This is a genomic window from Cutibacterium sp., assembly GCF_030525615.1.
GTDB lineage: Bacteria > Actinomycetota > Actinomycetes > Propionibacteriales > Propionibacteriaceae > Cutibacterium.
On the sequence record NZ_JAUNEJ010000004.1, the window covers coordinates 115,306 to 129,019 of the forward strand.

The window sequence follows — 13,714 nt, forward strand, 5'->3', positions numbered from 1 at the left end:
TCGCCGAGTCGCCGTCGGCCTGCTAGCCCGGGCTGTCGGCCTGGGACTGGGTATCGTCGCCGACCACATCGTGCCAGACCCACAAACTCATCACCCGGTGGCCGTCTTTGGTACCGCAGCAGGCCGCCTGGAAAAGGCCATATACGCCGACTCGGTGGGTCGAGGAGCCGCATTCGCTGCGTCATGTCTGGCGCCGCTTGCCGTCGTCGGCACCCTCATAGATCGTCGTACTGCTGGCCGACCTGTGGCCCGCATTGCCACAACTGCCCTGGCGACCTGGGCTGTCGTGGGGGCGACCTCCCTATCTCGTGAAGGCCAGGCGATGGCTGACCGGCTGGAGCGTGGAGATCTCGCTGGAGCTAGAGAGCAGTTGTGCCACCTATGTTCCCGGGATGCCGATCAACTCGACCAGCCGGAGCTGGCCCGAGCCACCGTGGAATCCATGGCCGAAAACACCGCAGACGCCGCCGTTTCGTCACTGTGGTGGGCAGCTGTGGCAGGAGTACCAGGAATGCTCGTTCATCGCGGGGCGAACACTCTCGACGCCATGATTGGCCACCACAACGCCCGGTACGAGAACTTCGGGAAGGCAGCCGCCCGCTTCGACGACATTGTTAACTGGATTCCGGCGCGTCTGACGGCAGTTTTGGCTGCTGTGTGTGCCTCGACGGTTGGGGGAGACCGCGCAGCCACATGGCGAGTGGTCGGCGCTCAACATGACCACCATCCCAGTCCCAACGGCGGATGGTGTGAGTCAGCTTGGGCTGGTGCTCTCGGAGTCCAGCTAGGCGGGCGCAACCTCTATTACGGCAACCGGGTCGAATTTCGTCCCCTGCTGGGGTCGGGGCCGCGACCCGACGCCGCCAAGGTCGCTGACGCGGCACATCTCGTTGGCACCGTGACTGCAGCCGCCACCGGTTGTGCAATGGCCGGACTGGCCAGCGTGGCTCACGTACTGTTTTATGGCGGCATCGTTCCACGCCGGGTAGGTCGCCAGAGCCGACGATCACTAAGGACTCCACGATGACGGGAATCCTTATCGCCGGAACCTCTTCTGACGCCGGAAAGTCCCTGGTCGTCACGGCACTATGCCGGGCCGCGTGGCGTCGCGGGATCGACGCCGTGCCTTACAAGGCCCAGAACATGAGCAACAATTCGATGGTGTGTGCCGACGGTTCGGAAATCGGACGGGCCCAGTATCTGCAGGCCAGCGCCGCGAAGGTGACTCCGGAGTCGGCCATGAATCCGGTGCTCCTCAAACCCGGCACCGACCGTCGCTCCTTCATCGTCCTGCGGGGCAAGCCGTCAGGAGTGTTGGAAGCAGGCCAGTACGCTACCGGGCGACATCACCTGGCAGAGGCCGCCTGGGCCGCCTATGACGAACTCGCGGGTGCCCACGAGATGGTTCTCTGCGAAGGGGCCGGGTCACCGGCCGAGATTAACCTGCGTGCTGGCGATTACACGAATATGGGCTTGGCGAGGGAGAAGAACCTGCCAGTGGTGCTGGTCGGAGACATCGACCGAGGCGGGGTACTTGCCAGTCTCTTCGGTACCTGGGCACTTCTCGACGATGAAGATCGTGCCCTGCTGGCTGGCTACGTCATCAACAAGTTCCGAGGGGACGAGTCGGTGCTGGCTCCCGGTCTCGATGAGATCACCCGGCGCACGGGAATGCCGAGTTTGGGAGTGCTGCCCTGGGTTGCGGGGGTGTGGCTCGACGGCGAGGATGCCCTGGAGGTGGGGCGCTGGCGTCACGACGGTGACTCCGATTCCCCGGACAACCTGCGGGTTGCCGTCGTCCGATTACCGAGGATCTCCAACGCCACCGACGTTGACGCGATAGCTGCTGAAGCCGGGGTTGATGTCCAGGTGACGACGAATCCGACCACCTGCGAGCGTGCCGACGTTGTCATCCTGCCCGGATCGCGGTCCACCGTGCGCGACCTGGGGTGGTTGAGGTCCACCGGAATTGCCGACGTCGTTGTCCGTCGCGCTCGTGAGGGGCGCACCGTGCTGGGTATCTGCGGCGGGTATCAGATGTTGACCCGCGTCATCTGTGATCCCGAGGGTCAGGAGTCGCAGTCCCCGCGAACCGAGGGGCTGGGACTGCTGCCAGTCGAGGTGACCTTCGGGGCTGACAAAACCCTGGCAACTCCGAGCGGGCGCTGGCGAGGGATCGAGGTCAGCGGATACGAGATTCACCACGGCAGGATGGACGTCGATGTGTCATCGGGGGAGCCGTTCCTTGGCGGAGTTCGTGTCGGGAGTGTCTGGGGGACGATGTGGCATGGTGCCTTCGAATGTGACGAGTTCCGTCGGGCCTGGCTGGCTGAGGTCGCCGATCATGCCGGTTCGGCGTGGCGCCCGACGGAAAGCTCCATCGGGTATGGGCAGCGACGGGAACAGATGATCGACGTGCTCGCCGACGCTGTTGAGGAACATCTGAATCTTGACCGGCTGTTCGCTCTAGCAGAGAGGCGCTAATCCTGGCTTTGTCGTGGTGTGGTGCCACGATGTGCAAGTATCAATACAACGACCGACACCGAGGAAGCCGGTGAGAATCCGGCGCGGTCCCGCCACTGTGACCATCACTGCGGTGATGGTAGCCAGATACTCGAACGGTTCGTTGCGCACGTCATCGGGCGAGGACACCTGAGGAGGCCGTCATGACCCATGCCCCTGTACACCCTGACCAGAAATCGGGACGAACCCTCATCGGGGTGGGTGTGGGGCCGGGTGACCCAGAACTGGTCACCCTGAAAACCGTGCGAATCCTCCGTGAGGCCGACGTCATCCTTGTGCCCTACACCGAGGCGACTACCGACGGGCCAGGACGAGCTGAGACCATCATTACCGCCGTTGCCCCGCAGATCGCTGAGCGAATTGAGCGGGTCCCCTTCTCCATGCGGGAGAGGTCCGGTGTCGGCGAAAAGCGTAAGGCGTCCTGGCAGGTTTCCGCCGATGCGGCGGTCACTGCCTTCGACGCAGGAGCGCGCACGGTTGCTTTGGCCACCGTCGGTGACCCGACGGTCTTCTCAACTTTTACCTACCTGCGGGCCAACGTCGAGCAGAGGCTTCCTGATGTCACCGTCGAGTTGAGTCCTGGTATCACCGCTATGCAAGCCCTGTCGGCGGCATCCGGACACCCACTGGTGGAGGGCAAGGAAATTCTGGCTCTCGTCCCCGCCACTGTCGGGATGGAGAAGCTCGGTCAGGTCCTCGATCTGGTCGACTCAGTGGCGATCTATAAGGGAGGGCGCAAACTGCCCGAGGTCGCTGACCAACTGCGGCAGCGGAGTCGTCAAGCCGTGATCGGTACCGACGTGACCTTGGAGTCCGAGCACATCATCACCCTCGATCAGGTCACCGACGCTCAAACTCTGCCGTACTTCTCCACCGTCCTCACTACTCCAGAGCGCACCACCACGGGAGGAAAACTGTGAACCAACCACAGGCTGCACGACCCACACAACACGTTTCGGAAAAAGATTTAGAGGACATAGACCACAACGCCATCGAGCCGCCGCCAGTGCCGCACCATGAGATTCCGGAGGGTGCTGGAAAGGTCGTTTTTGTCGGAGCTGGACCGGGGGCTCCCGATTTGGTGAGCGTGCGTGGGGCCCGCGTCATCGAGACTGCGGATATCATTATCTGGGCCTCCAGTCTGGTTCATCCTGACATGGTTGCTCGGCACAAAGAGGGGGCCGAACTCATCGACTCCGCTTCCATCCCACTGGAGGACCTTGAGCCCCTCTACACCCGTGCCCGCGACGAGGGCCTAGTAGTGGCGAGAGTCCACACGGGTGACCCGTCCCTTTACGGTGCCACTGCCGAACAGCGTGACCTGTGTCGTCGGATTGGTATCGACTTCGAGACCATCCCGGGTATCTCCGCCTTTTCGGCTGCCGCTGCCCGGATGGATGTCGAGATCACCGTCCCGGAGGTTTCGCAGTCTCTTATCCTCACCCGACTTGAGGGCGGTCGCACACCCATGCCTGATGGGGAAACCATTGCTTCCTTCGCCCGTCACGGCGCGACCATGGCGATCTACCTCTCGGCTGCTCGCAACAAAGTCTTGCAGGAGGCGTTGCTGGAGGGCGGATACCTGCCTGAGACCCCCTGCATCATCGGGTACGCGGTCAGCTGGCCCGAGGAGATGATGTTCCGCTGCGATCTGGCCCACCTCTCCGAGACCATGCGCAACCACAAGTTGTGGAAGCACGCCGTCGTCCTCGTCGGGCCGGCCATGGCAGACGGGCCGATCAAAACCCGTAGCCACCTGTACCACCCTGGTTTTCGGCACGAGTACCGCGCGGCGGACGCCAAGGCCCATGCTGAGCTCAAGGCCCACGGCACCCACGGTGTCTACCAGAATCCCGAAACCACAAACTTCGACACGAAGGACAAGTCATGATTCGCGTCCACGGATATCTCGGCACCGTCTCCGACGCCTTGCGTCAGGAAGTTGCCGACGCTGATCTTGTCGTCGGAGGGCAGCGTCACCTTGACGCCCTCGATGTCCCTGGTGAGAAACGTCAGAAGCTTGGCCTCATCGGTCCTGCCATCGATCGGATTCAGTCTCTGCCGGATGACGCCAAGGTCGTCGTTATTGCTTCCGGCGATCCGCTTTTCTTTGGCGTGGTGCGCCGCATTCGCCAGGCCGGTCTCAAGGTTCAGGTCGTGACGGCCCCGACTTCTCTGCAGGCCGCCTTCGCTGCTGTTGCTCTGCCCTGGGACGACGCCCAGTTCGTCTCCTCCCATTCCAAGGACATCGAGACCGCTATTCGGCTGGCGAAGGTCCATCCCAAGGTGGGTGTGTTGACGGCCCCGAACCGAGGTTTGGCTGAATTGGTCGACGGGTTGGCCGGTCTCGGCAAGACCTTCGTCCTCGCCGAGAAGATCGGTGAGGAGGGGCAGCGGGTGCGTGTCCTTGACGAGCAGGCTGCCCGGTCCGTTATTGCCCAGGAGGACGTCGTCAGCCCCAATGTGGTGCTGGTACTCCAGCACCATCCGGACTCTCCGGAGGCTTTGGGAACGAACCCGGAGCTGGCTGGTGATGTCAATATCAATCTCCCCGAGGACCCGCAGCCTGGCTCTGCCACGAACCCGGACGGCTCAGACCGGGACCCAATCATCGGACAGATCATCAATTCCGACGCTGCGGCGGCCCATGCTGAGGCCATCGATCACGCTCTCAAGCGCGAAACTAAGAAATATGTCGGCCCGTCACGGACCGGGTTAGCGGCGGCATGGGGGGAGTGCGACCTCATCGTCTCCCACCTGGCACTCGGTGCCACGACGCGGATTATTGCTCCGCTGCTGGCCTCGAAGAAAACTGACCCCGGTGTGGTTGTCGTTGACGAGGCTGGCCGTTTCGCTATCCCGCTAGTCGGGGGCCACGTGGGCGGGGCTAACGAACTCTCTCGTACCATCGCCGAGGCGCTCGGCGGCACCGCAGTCGTCTCCACCGCTACCGACTCACTGGGAGTCCCGGCCCTCGACCAGCTCGGGTGGGCATACGAAGGCGACGTCGCTGGCGTGACCGGCTCGATCATTGCCGGGCGTCCGGTGCGGGTTATCCGCGAGCAGCCGTGGCCGCTGCCTCCCTTACCCAAGAATGTCACCGAGGATGCCGAGTCCCCGGCTGCCCGAATCATCGTTTCCGAGCGAGTAGCCCAGCGGGTTGTGGACGATCACGGTGACGACGTGCCCACCGTGATCCTGCACCCGAACTGCCTGGTTGTCGGAATGGGGTGTAACAAGGGAACCGAGGTCGAGCCGTTGCGAGAACTCCTCGAGAAGACCCTTGCCAACAACGGCCTGGCCCTCGGATCGGTCACTCGGCTGGTTTCCCATGAGGTGAAGGCAGGTGAGCTTGGTTTGGTGAAGCTGGCCAACCAGCTCGGTGTCGAGTACCGCACGGAACCCGCCGAGGCGCTGGCCGTTCAGGATGTGCCGACTCCCTCCGACGTCGTGGCTCAGGAAGTCGGCACCCCGAGCGTCAGCGAAGCTGCTGTGTTGTGCCAGGGGGCCGAGTTGTTGGTGCCCAAGACCAAGACTCCAGTGGCCACTTGCGCTGTCGGACGTATTCCGGCCCGAGGACACCTCTCGGTCGTTGGACTCGGGCCCGGATCGCGGGACCTGCTTACTCCGCGTGCCGTCGAGGCTATTCGCAACGCTACGTTCATCGCTGGTTACGCTCCCTACGTCCGTCAGATTCGTGACTTGGTGCGCCCGGGGGCCACCATCCTCGCCACCAAGATGGGCACTGAGGAGGAGCGGACTCAGGCGGCGATCGACGCGACTCGTGATGGTCGCAACGTGGCTTTCGTGTGTGGCGGCGACCCGGCCATCTACGCTATGGCCTCGCCGACCCTGGAGATGGGCACCGACGGTATCGACGTCGAAATTGTTCCCGGTGTGACTGCTGAGCTGGCCGTATCGGCGATCCTGGGCGCACCGCTGGGTCATGACCACGCCACGATCAGCCTGTCAGACCTGCACACCGACTGGGATCTCATCGTTAAGAGGGTGCGGGCAGCTGCTGAGGGAGACCTCGTCACAACCTTCTACAACCCGCGTTCCCGTACTCGCACCCACCAGCTTCCTGACGCTCTGGCGATCATGGCGCAGTATCGCCCGCCGTCCACTCCGGTGGCGATCGTCTCCCACGCTGAGCGCCGTCAGCAGGAAGTCATCATGTCCACTCTCGCGGAATTCAAACCCGAGTGGGTCGGTATGACCACCCTCGTCGTCGTGGGTTCGACGACGACCAAGTACGTGAGCTCCGGGGACGGGCGACGCCTCATGGTGACCCCGCGTGACTATCACTGGATGGATGGCCATATTTCTGGGGAAGCCCGCAAGAACTACACGCATAAGGACTTGCCGAAGGCAGACAAGGAGACCTACCTTGAAAAACCGCCGGTCCATTCCACCCGCATATCAGAGTCCAAGAACAACACCGAGACGAAGGAGTCGAAATGACCGCCCCACTTGCCAGCGGCACCCCGTTGGTCATTGCAGCCCATGGCACCCGTGACGAATCCGGAGTAGCAGAGTGTCGTGCCTTGGCCCAGCGCATTGCCGACAAACTGCCCGGTGTTCCGGTCGAGCTGGGGTTCGTCGAGCTTGTCGAGCCTGGCATCCCGGAGGCCGTTCGCGCCGCTGTCGCTCAGGCCCCGGAAGTGCCCGAGCAGGCTGGGAGAGAGTCGGCAGCTGCCGTCGTCGTTCCACTGATGCTCAACACTGGCGGTCACGTTCGTGAAGACATCCCCAAGGCCATCGATGAGGGGCGAGGAAATGCCCGAGTGGTGTATTCGGCTCCGTTGCTTCCCGATGTTCGAATGCGCAAGGCTCTCAACCGTCGTCTGGCCGAGACCCTTGCTGCCGATGAGGGGCGAGAAGAATGGCGTTCTCGTGACACCGCCGTGGTGCTGGTGGGGCGCGGTGCCCTCGTGCCTGACGCCAACGCATCCCACTACACGATGACGAGGATGTTCTGGGAAGAAAACGACCTCGACCGGGTCGAGCCGGCGTTCATTCAGGTGACACGTCCGTCGGTCCCGGAGGCCCTCTCTGCTCTAGCCGCCCAGGGAGCTGAACAGATCGTCGTGCAGGGAAACTTCCTCTTCCCGGGCCTGCTGCACGTGTGGATGACCGATCAGGTCGAGGCATGGCAGGCCAGCCATCCCGATGTCGCGATCCGTATCGCCCCGGTCATCGGCGACTGCGACGAGGTTGCTGACGTCGTCGTGGACCGCTACCGCGAACCGCTCGATGAGGTCGGACTGGGGGAGGGTGCCCCGGTATACATGGCGGGTCTGCGTCTACAGGACCGCAAGGTGTTGGTCGTCGGTGCCGGTCATGTTGCCGAGCGTCGCGTCGTGCGGCTGTTGGAAGCAGGAGCCGAGGTTCACGTCGTCGCTCCAAACTGCGGTATCCAGCTCACTCGAATGGCCCGCAAAGGATTAGTAACCCTGGAGCGTCGAGCTTTCCAGGTAGATGATCTTGACGGGGTGTGGTTTGTTCAGGCTTTGACCAATGACGCCGAGGTCAACGCGATGGTGGCTCACGAGGCCAGTAAGCGCGGGATCTTCTGTGTGCGCGGCGACAAGGGACGGAAGGGTTCTGCCTTCACCCCGGCAACTGAGAGAGCTGGTGACATGACGGTTGCCGTCGTCGGCGACCGTACCCCGCGCCGCTCTGCCAGACTGCGTGACGAAGTGCTGCGGGCGCTTCAAGGCTGATCGGGCAGCCCTGACGAGGCTGATCTGAACGTGAAATACCATCGTCGGGTGATTTCCCACGACCTTCATGCCCTGGGTTTCGACGCCCCCGATCTTGATGTCCTTGTCAATTCTGCAGCTGAAGCCGGCGCTGTAGGGGTGGAGGATGTTGGCGGGTTCGACCTGTTAGCCGCATACACTGATCCGTCTGGAGCTCGGCTAGCACTTATGAAGCAGAAGGGCCATGACGAGATGGAGACGATGGCCTCTCTTGTCGCTCCGACGACTCACCCTGCCGACGTGGTGCGGTTCAGTCCGACGGTGGCACTGGTTGACGTCTACTCCCAGGCCAGCACGGCCTCGATGTTGACCGGGGAGTCAGTGCTGAAGCTGCCGGCTGCCAACCGCAATCACGTGGCGCGGTTCCTGGCTAATGTCGACGATCCTGTTGAGGTGCCGCTGTGTGCTGAACCTGGTGACGACACCCCGCGTTTCGTCGAGCACCTGCGGGTGGGCGCGGTTGCCAACCAGATGCTGCGGGTCTTCGAGTCCGAGGAGGAATACGGACGCTCGCACGAGGGGTCCCTGGGCGGTAATGGGAATCTGCAATTCGCCGCCGGAACCCTGCTCAGCCCATGGCTCATGGAAATCAATGCCGGTCGTGCCACGCGGGCGGAGGCCAGCGCCGTCGCCGAGATGATGATGATCTGCAGGCGGGTTGAGAAGCGCACTAATGCACTCACCGGCGTCGACTGGTACCGGATTGTCGGCGATACCTCGATCCCGATGACTGTGGCCATCCCGGTGAATCTTCCGCGAGTCCCCCATGAGGGTTCGGTGATCTCGGGGCAGGTCGTCCCAGTGGTGTCGCTGGGCACCTGGGAGGGCGACGTCTTGTGGGGGTGAGATCTTCAGCGGTGAGTGTTCGTCAATTCATCGGTCGAGGCAATGGCGTTGACGGCCGCTACCGCGATCGCTGAACCACCGCGTCGTCCCAGCAAAGTGAGGTAGTCCAGACCCAGGGTGGAATCGACGAGGGCCTGCTTAGATTCTGTCGCGCCAACAAACCCGACGGGGATTCCGACGACAGCTGACGGACGAGCCCCGGTCTCCTCGCACACCTCGAGAACGCGGTACAACGCGGTGGGGGCGTTGCCGATGGCGACGATGGCCCCGTCCAGCTTGCCCTCTTCGGCCCATAGATCCACGGCGGCGCAGGTCTTGGTCGTATTCCTGGCCTTTGCAATGTCGGCCAGCCGTGGGTCCTTGATGTAGCAGATGGTCTCGTTGTCACGGGGCAGGCGGGAACGGATGATTCCGGTGGCCGTCATGGAGGAGTCACACAGAATCGGGGCACCCTCACCCAGCGCCCTGCGAGCCGCCGCTACCACACCCGGGGTGAAGGCGATGTCGCCAGCGATGGCGGGATCTGCGGCAGCGTGAATCATCCGGACGACGACCCCTTCGACATCGGCTGGGAATCGGTCCAAGTCCGCCTCGGAGCGAATAATGCGGAAGGACTCGCGGTAGATGTCAGATCCGTTGTTGAGGTACTCGTGGACCACGATCGTGCTCCTGGCGTGAGAGTTCGGTTCTCCGGAAGCGTAACACCAGCCGATGACGACGCGACCAGGCGAATAGTTACTGAGGGCCACCTTAGATGAAACCTCTGAATCCGCTGTGTTTGACTGGGTTTTGGACAACTCAAGAATGCCCTGATGGCGTGGTTGAAGCCGGTGCGAATCCGGCGCGGTCCCGCCACTGTGAACGATCCCACGCGGATCGGAAGTCAGATCTGTCGCGCACATCAGGCCTTTCCAAGACGGGACGCGGATCCCGAGAAAGGAGATGACACCTCATGCATATCGCTGAGGGGGTTCTCTCACCGGCTGAATGCGCAGTTTGGTACGCAGCTGCTGCGCCGTTCGTTATCCATGGTGGCTACCGAGTCGTCAAGGAGGTCAAGGAGCACCCCGAGAACAAGCTGCTGCTTGCCACTGCTGGCGCTTTCACTTTCGTTCTTTCGGCCATCAAATTGCCCAGTGTTACTGGCTCGTCGTCCCACCCGACCGGAACCGGTGTCGGTGCAGCTCTGTTTAAACCCCCTGTGATGGCGTTCCTCGGAATGATCGTGCTGATCTTCCAAGCCCTGCTGCTGGCTCACGGTGGTATCTCCACCTTGGGGGCCAACACCTTCTCCATGGGTATTGCCGGGCCGTGGGCGGGCTACGCCTTCTACAAACTCACGAAGAAATTCCACGGACCCGACGCGTTGGCGATCTTCCTGTGCATGGTGTTCGCCGACTTCGTCACCTACGTCGTGACCAGCTTCCAGCTCGCCTTCGCCTTCCCGGACCCCACCGGCGGTTTCTGGGGAGCCGTAGGCAAATTCCTTGGCATTTTTGCCATCACCCAGATCCCGCTGGCTATCGCGGAGGGTCTGGTCGGAATCCTGCTGTTCCGTTTCCTCGCCAAGGTTGCCGCTCCGCAGCTCCAGCAGCTCGGCGTCCTCGCCCGCACCCCGGAGGTGACTCATGCCTGACAACGCTGCTGTCCAAAATCGTGTCGATCGTTCCCTGACCAGCAACAGCAAGTGGGTGACCCCGGTCATCATCATCCTGCTGGTCGCCCTGTTCGTGGTCAGCATGGTGCTTGGTGCCAAGAAGGTCTCCGGGGATGAGGAAGGCTTCGGCGGAACTGATGACGCCGCTGCCACCGCAGCCGAGGAGGCTGGAGCCAAGGAGTGGATCAAGCCGATCTTCGAGCCGAACTCCGGCGAGGTGGAGTCCGGCCTCTTTGCCATGCAGGCTGCCCTGGGCGCCGGCATTGCTGGTTACGCTCTGGGGCGTATGTCTGGCAAGAAGAAGGGACGCGAAGAGGCTGAGCATGCCTCTGACCTGCACAGCGTCGATGACGTGCCCGAGGCCGTCACCTCGTCGGAAGTCACTGCGACCACCGAGTCATGACGATTACCTCCCTCGATGACGCCGCCTGGGATTCCCCGTGGCGGCGTCGTCCTGTCGGGGAGAAGGTCGCGCTGTCAACAGCCCTGCTCCTGACTGCCCTGTGTACCCCGTCTATGGCGGGGGCCAGATGGGTTAACCCGGTAGTGGGGTCCGGTATATGGCCTGGCGCGTTGCTGGCTGGGATCGTCAGCGTCATCGTCATCCTCGGCCCGGCACACATCCGCCCACGAGTGTTGTGGCAAGCCATGGCCGCGCCGATTGTCTTCCTCATCCTTGGGGGTGTGTCCGTTCTCATCAGCTTGGGTTCCACCCCCGTCGGGACGGTCTGGTGGCATGCCGGGGTGTTCAGCCTTGGACCGGTGTCTACGGCCCAGGCGATGTCGCTGGTCGAGCACGGCCTCTGCGGCACCCTCACTCTCATGGTGCTGGCCGTCACCACGCCCATGGTCGATCTGCTCACCTGGATGCGAAAGCTCCACATCCCTGACCCGCTGCTAGAGATCGCGTCTTTGACCTACCGACTCATTTTCGTGCTGCTTGACACCGCTGTGACGGCCAGCGAGGCCCAGCACGCGCGCCTCGGTGACTGCCCGGTTGGCCGTTTCGGGGGTTTCAACCGACGTATGAACAACACCGCTGCCCTGCTGGGATCAGTGGGCATTCGTGCTTGGACAAGGGCTAACCGTCTCAACGACGGTCTGACCAACCGTGGATTCGAGTCCGCTCTGGTAACCCTGCCCGTCAAACGCGATGGATCAGCGCGGTTCAAGCTCATTGTTGTCATCGTCATCGTTGCGGTATGGGCGATCAGTTGGACGATGACCGGAAGGATTATCAGATGAGTAAGGACGTCCTGCTGTCCACCGACCACCTCTACGCCACTCATCCCGGCCGGCCCATGGTGCTCGCTGACGTCAATGTGTCTTTCCGCGCCGGGGTTCGGGTGGCGATCCTGGGAGCAAACGGGTCGGGCAAAACCACGCTCCTGCGCTGCCTGTCCGGCTCCCTCAAACCGGTCAAAGGTGGCGTCAAAAGGGGAAACACCGTGCTTGGCTATGGGCGCGCTCAACTTCGTGAGCACCGCCGTGCCGTGCAGCTCGTCTTGCAGGACCCCGATGACCAGCTCTTTAGCGCTGACGTCAGCCAGGACGTCTCCTTTGGCCCAATGAACATGGGCCTGGACGTGGAAGAGGTGCGTGATCGAGTTGCTGAGGCATTACAGCTGCTCGGAGCCAGCCATCTTGCCGAACGTGCCACGCACCAACTGTCCTATGGCGAGCGCAAGAGAATCGCAGTTGCTGGCGCCGTCGCCATGCGCCCGGATCTGCTTCTCCTCGACGAGCCCAGCGCCGGACTCGACCCGGTTGGCGTCACCACAATGCTTGAGGCGCTGGACCGGCTGCGAGACCATGGCACGACTGTGGCAATGGCCACCCATGACGTCGACCTTGCGCTTGCTTGGGCAGATGAAGCCCTCATTGTCGTTGACGGGGGAGTGCAGCAGGGACCGATTGACGAGTTGCTTGCCAATGCGGCGGTGGTGGAACGAGCTCATTTACACCTGCCCTGGCCTCTCGAACTCACCCGACGGCTTGGAATGGACGAGCGTCCCCGGACGATGAGTGAGGTCGTTGCGATTCTGTCGCACAGACTGCCCAGATCCGAACCCTATGGCAGCGCCGGTTGAAGACGCCCTCAGGGGGACGGGTGATATACGCCAAGGTGTGCATCTCTGGTCACCGACGGCGCATTGCACGTCACTCAGTGCGCTGCCAGGTCCACGCCACGACGGTGCGGGCCGGCTTCCAGCCCCGCAGCCGACCGATACGGTCAGCTGTTTCCACGCTCAGCCTCATAAGGTCACCGCCCAGCTCGCGGTGCAGGGTTTCCACGAGCGTTTCGGCCTCCATCGTCACCCCATGAACGACCAGTCGCCCCCCGATAGGCAGGTGCGGGCGACACTGATTGACGAGGATTTCCGTTGCTCCGCCGCCAATGAAAATGGCGTCCGGATCAGGCAGCCCTTCGGGTAGACCCTCGGCTAGGTCGGCGTCGATGATCTCGAATTGGCCGGGCAAGGTGAGTTCGGCGGCATTTGTGCGGGCATTGGCAGCCCGCTCTGCCTTGCGTTCCACCCCGATTGCTCGGCAGGTCGGATCGGTGCGGCACCACTCCACCGCGATTGACCCGGCGCCGGTACCCAGGTCCCACAGCAGTTGGCCCGGCATAGGACGTAGGGCGGCTAGGGCGACTGCTCTGACGGGGTGCTTGGTGATGAGCCCGTCGTGAGCGAAATGCGCTTCATCAAGGCCCGGAGTACGTCCGAGAAAGGTGGCGTCAGGATCATGGGTCATACCGGAAGCCTAAGGCAGTGCCAGATGAAGGCAACCTGACCTATGTGACACAATCGGCGAAGACCCGCAGGGAGGAATCCGGTGTAAATCCGGAGCGGTCCCGCCACTGTGAGCGTTTCAGCGCGAGCCAGGTCGATCCTGCGGGTCAAGTCATGGAAATCCCGTG

13 protein-coding genes and 3 riboswitches are annotated in these 13,714 nt (G+C 62.7%); of the genes, 11 read left to right on the forward strand and 2 right to left on the reverse strand.

The features are described 5' to 3' along the window. The first annotated feature begins 97 nt into the window (after positions 1–97). The 7 genes from cbiB to Q4B98_RS07545 all read left to right on the forward strand — a co-directional run bounded on the left by cbiB (position 98) and on the right by Q4B98_RS07545 (position 9,134). Positions 98–1,027, forward strand: coding sequence for an adenosylcobinamide-phosphate synthase CbiB (cbiB, locus tag Q4B98_RS07515; protein WP_303196587.1), 930 nt, complete (start codon positions 98–100; stop codon positions 1,025–1,027). Beyond that, the gene (locus Q4B98_RS07520) at positions 1,024–2,484 is read left to right on the forward strand and encodes a cobyric acid synthase (protein ID WP_303196501.1); all 1,461 of its coding nucleotides are present in this window, start codon (positions 1,024–1,026) and stop codon (positions 2,482–2,484) included. The genes cbiB and Q4B98_RS07520 overlap by 4 nt, the downstream gene beginning before the upstream one ends. A 60-nt stretch (positions 2,485–2,544) precedes the next feature. Continuing rightward, a riboswitch (cobalamin riboswitch) is annotated at positions 2,545–2,616 on the forward strand. A 50-nt stretch (positions 2,617–2,666) separates the two neighbouring features. After that, positions 2,667–3,443 carry a precorrin-2 C(20)-methyltransferase gene (cobI, locus tag Q4B98_RS07525; protein WP_303196502.1) on the forward strand — a complete coding sequence of 259 codons (777 nt, stop codon included), beginning with the start codon at positions 2,667–2,669 and terminating at the stop codon, positions 3,441–3,443. Beyond that, entirely contained in the window at positions 3,440–4,414 is a 975-nt protein-coding gene (gene cobM, locus Q4B98_RS07530) for a precorrin-4 C(11)-methyltransferase (protein ID WP_303196503.1), read from the forward strand. The genes cobI and cobM overlap by 4 nt, the downstream gene beginning before the upstream one ends. After that, entirely contained in the window at positions 4,411–6,987 is a 2,577-nt protein-coding gene (gene cobJ, locus Q4B98_RS07535; RefSeq protein ID WP_303196504.1) for a precorrin-3B C(17)-methyltransferase, read from the forward strand. Before cobM ends, cobJ begins: the two co-directional genes overlap by 4 nt. After that, entirely contained in the window at positions 6,984–8,249 is a 1,266-nt protein-coding gene (locus Q4B98_RS07540) for a CbiX/SirB N-terminal domain-containing protein (RefSeq protein WP_303196505.1), read from the forward strand. Before cobJ ends, Q4B98_RS07540 begins: the two co-directional genes overlap by 4 nt. Before the next feature lie 48 nt (positions 8,250–8,297). After that, positions 8,298–9,134, forward strand: coding sequence for a hypothetical protein (locus tag Q4B98_RS07545; protein ID WP_303196506.1), 837 nt, complete (start codon positions 8,298–8,300; stop codon positions 9,132–9,134). A gap of 5 nt (positions 9,135–9,139) precedes the next feature. Here Q4B98_RS07545 and Q4B98_RS07550 read toward each other — a convergent pair whose 3' ends face one another. Beyond that, complete coding sequence (locus Q4B98_RS07550; RefSeq protein WP_303196588.1) at positions 9,140–9,793, reverse strand: precorrin-8X methylmutase; 654 nt, start codon at positions 9,791–9,793, stop codon at positions 9,140–9,142. A gap of 137 nt (positions 9,794–9,930) precedes the next feature. Next, positions 9,931–10,079: riboswitch (adenosylcobalamin (AdoCbl) riboswitch) on the forward strand. A 7-nt stretch (positions 10,080–10,086) separates the two neighbouring features. Between Q4B98_RS07550 and Q4B98_RS07555 the strand changes: the two genes are divergently transcribed. Genes Q4B98_RS07555 through Q4B98_RS07570 form a run of 4 tightly spaced genes read left to right on the forward strand, consistent with a single transcriptional unit; the run spans position 10,087 to position 12,881 of the window. Then, positions 10,087–10,770: an energy-coupling factor ABC transporter permease gene (locus tag Q4B98_RS07555; protein ID WP_303196507.1), complete on the forward strand. Its 684-nt coding sequence runs from the start codon at positions 10,087–10,089 to the stop codon at positions 10,768–10,770. After that, positions 10,763–11,194 carry an energy-coupling factor ABC transporter substrate-binding protein gene (locus tag Q4B98_RS07560; protein ID WP_303196508.1) on the forward strand — a complete coding sequence of 144 codons (432 nt, stop codon included), beginning with the start codon at positions 10,763–10,765 and terminating at the stop codon, positions 11,192–11,194. Before Q4B98_RS07555 ends, Q4B98_RS07560 begins: the two co-directional genes overlap by 8 nt. After that, positions 11,191–12,036, forward strand: coding sequence for a cobalt ECF transporter T component CbiQ (gene cbiQ / locus Q4B98_RS07565; protein WP_303196510.1), 846 nt, complete (start codon positions 11,191–11,193; stop codon positions 12,034–12,036). Before Q4B98_RS07560 ends, cbiQ begins: the two co-directional genes overlap by 4 nt. Then, positions 12,033–12,881, forward strand: coding sequence for an energy-coupling factor ABC transporter ATP-binding protein (locus tag Q4B98_RS07570; protein ID WP_303196511.1), 849 nt, complete (start codon positions 12,033–12,035; stop codon positions 12,879–12,881). The genes cbiQ and Q4B98_RS07570 overlap by 4 nt, the downstream gene beginning before the upstream one ends. A gap of 70 nt (positions 12,882–12,951) precedes the next feature. On the opposite strand, the gene cbiT is transcribed toward Q4B98_RS07570, so the two are convergent. Next, the gene (cbiT, locus tag Q4B98_RS07575; protein ID WP_303196512.1) at positions 12,952–13,548 is read right to left on the reverse strand and encodes a precorrin-6Y C5,15-methyltransferase (decarboxylating) subunit CbiT; all 597 of its coding nucleotides are present in this window, start codon (positions 13,546–13,548) and stop codon (positions 12,952–12,954) included. Positions 13,549–13,609: 61 nt separating this feature from the next. After that, positions 13,610–13,695: riboswitch (adenosylcobalamin (AdoCbl) riboswitch) on the forward strand. Positions 13,696–13,714: the final 19 nt, after the last annotated feature.

Coding starts and splice junctions, on each gene's coding strand:
- Q4B98_RS07520 (WP_303196501.1), top strand. CDS start 1,024: ATGACGGGAATCCTTATCGCCGGAACCTCTTCTGACGCCGGAAAGTCC.
- Q4B98_RS07560 (WP_303196508.1), top strand. CDS start 10,763: ATGCCTGACAACGCTGCTGTCCAAAATCGTGTCGATCGTTCCCTGACC.
- Q4B98_RS07555 (WP_303196507.1), top strand. CDS start 10,087: ATGCATATCGCTGAGGGGGTTCTCTCACCGGCTGAATGCGCAGTTTGG.
- cobJ (WP_303196504.1), top strand. CDS start 4,411: ATGATTCGCGTCCACGGATATCTCGGCACCGTCTCCGACGCCTTGCGT.
- cbiQ (WP_303196510.1), top strand. CDS start 11,191: ATGACGATTACCTCCCTCGATGACGCCGCCTGGGATTCCCCGTGGCGG.
- Q4B98_RS07570 (WP_303196511.1), top strand. CDS start 12,033: ATGAGTAAGGACGTCCTGCTGTCCACCGACCACCTCTACGCCACTCAT.
- cobI (WP_303196502.1), top strand. CDS start 2,667: ATGACCCATGCCCCTGTACACCCTGACCAGAAATCGGGACGAACCCTC.
- Q4B98_RS07540 (WP_303196505.1), top strand. CDS start 6,984: ATGACCGCCCCACTTGCCAGCGGCACCCCGTTGGTCATTGCAGCCCAT.
- cbiT (WP_303196512.1), bottom strand. CDS start 13,548: ATGACCCATGATCCTGACGCCACCTTTCTCGGACGTACTCCGGGCCTT.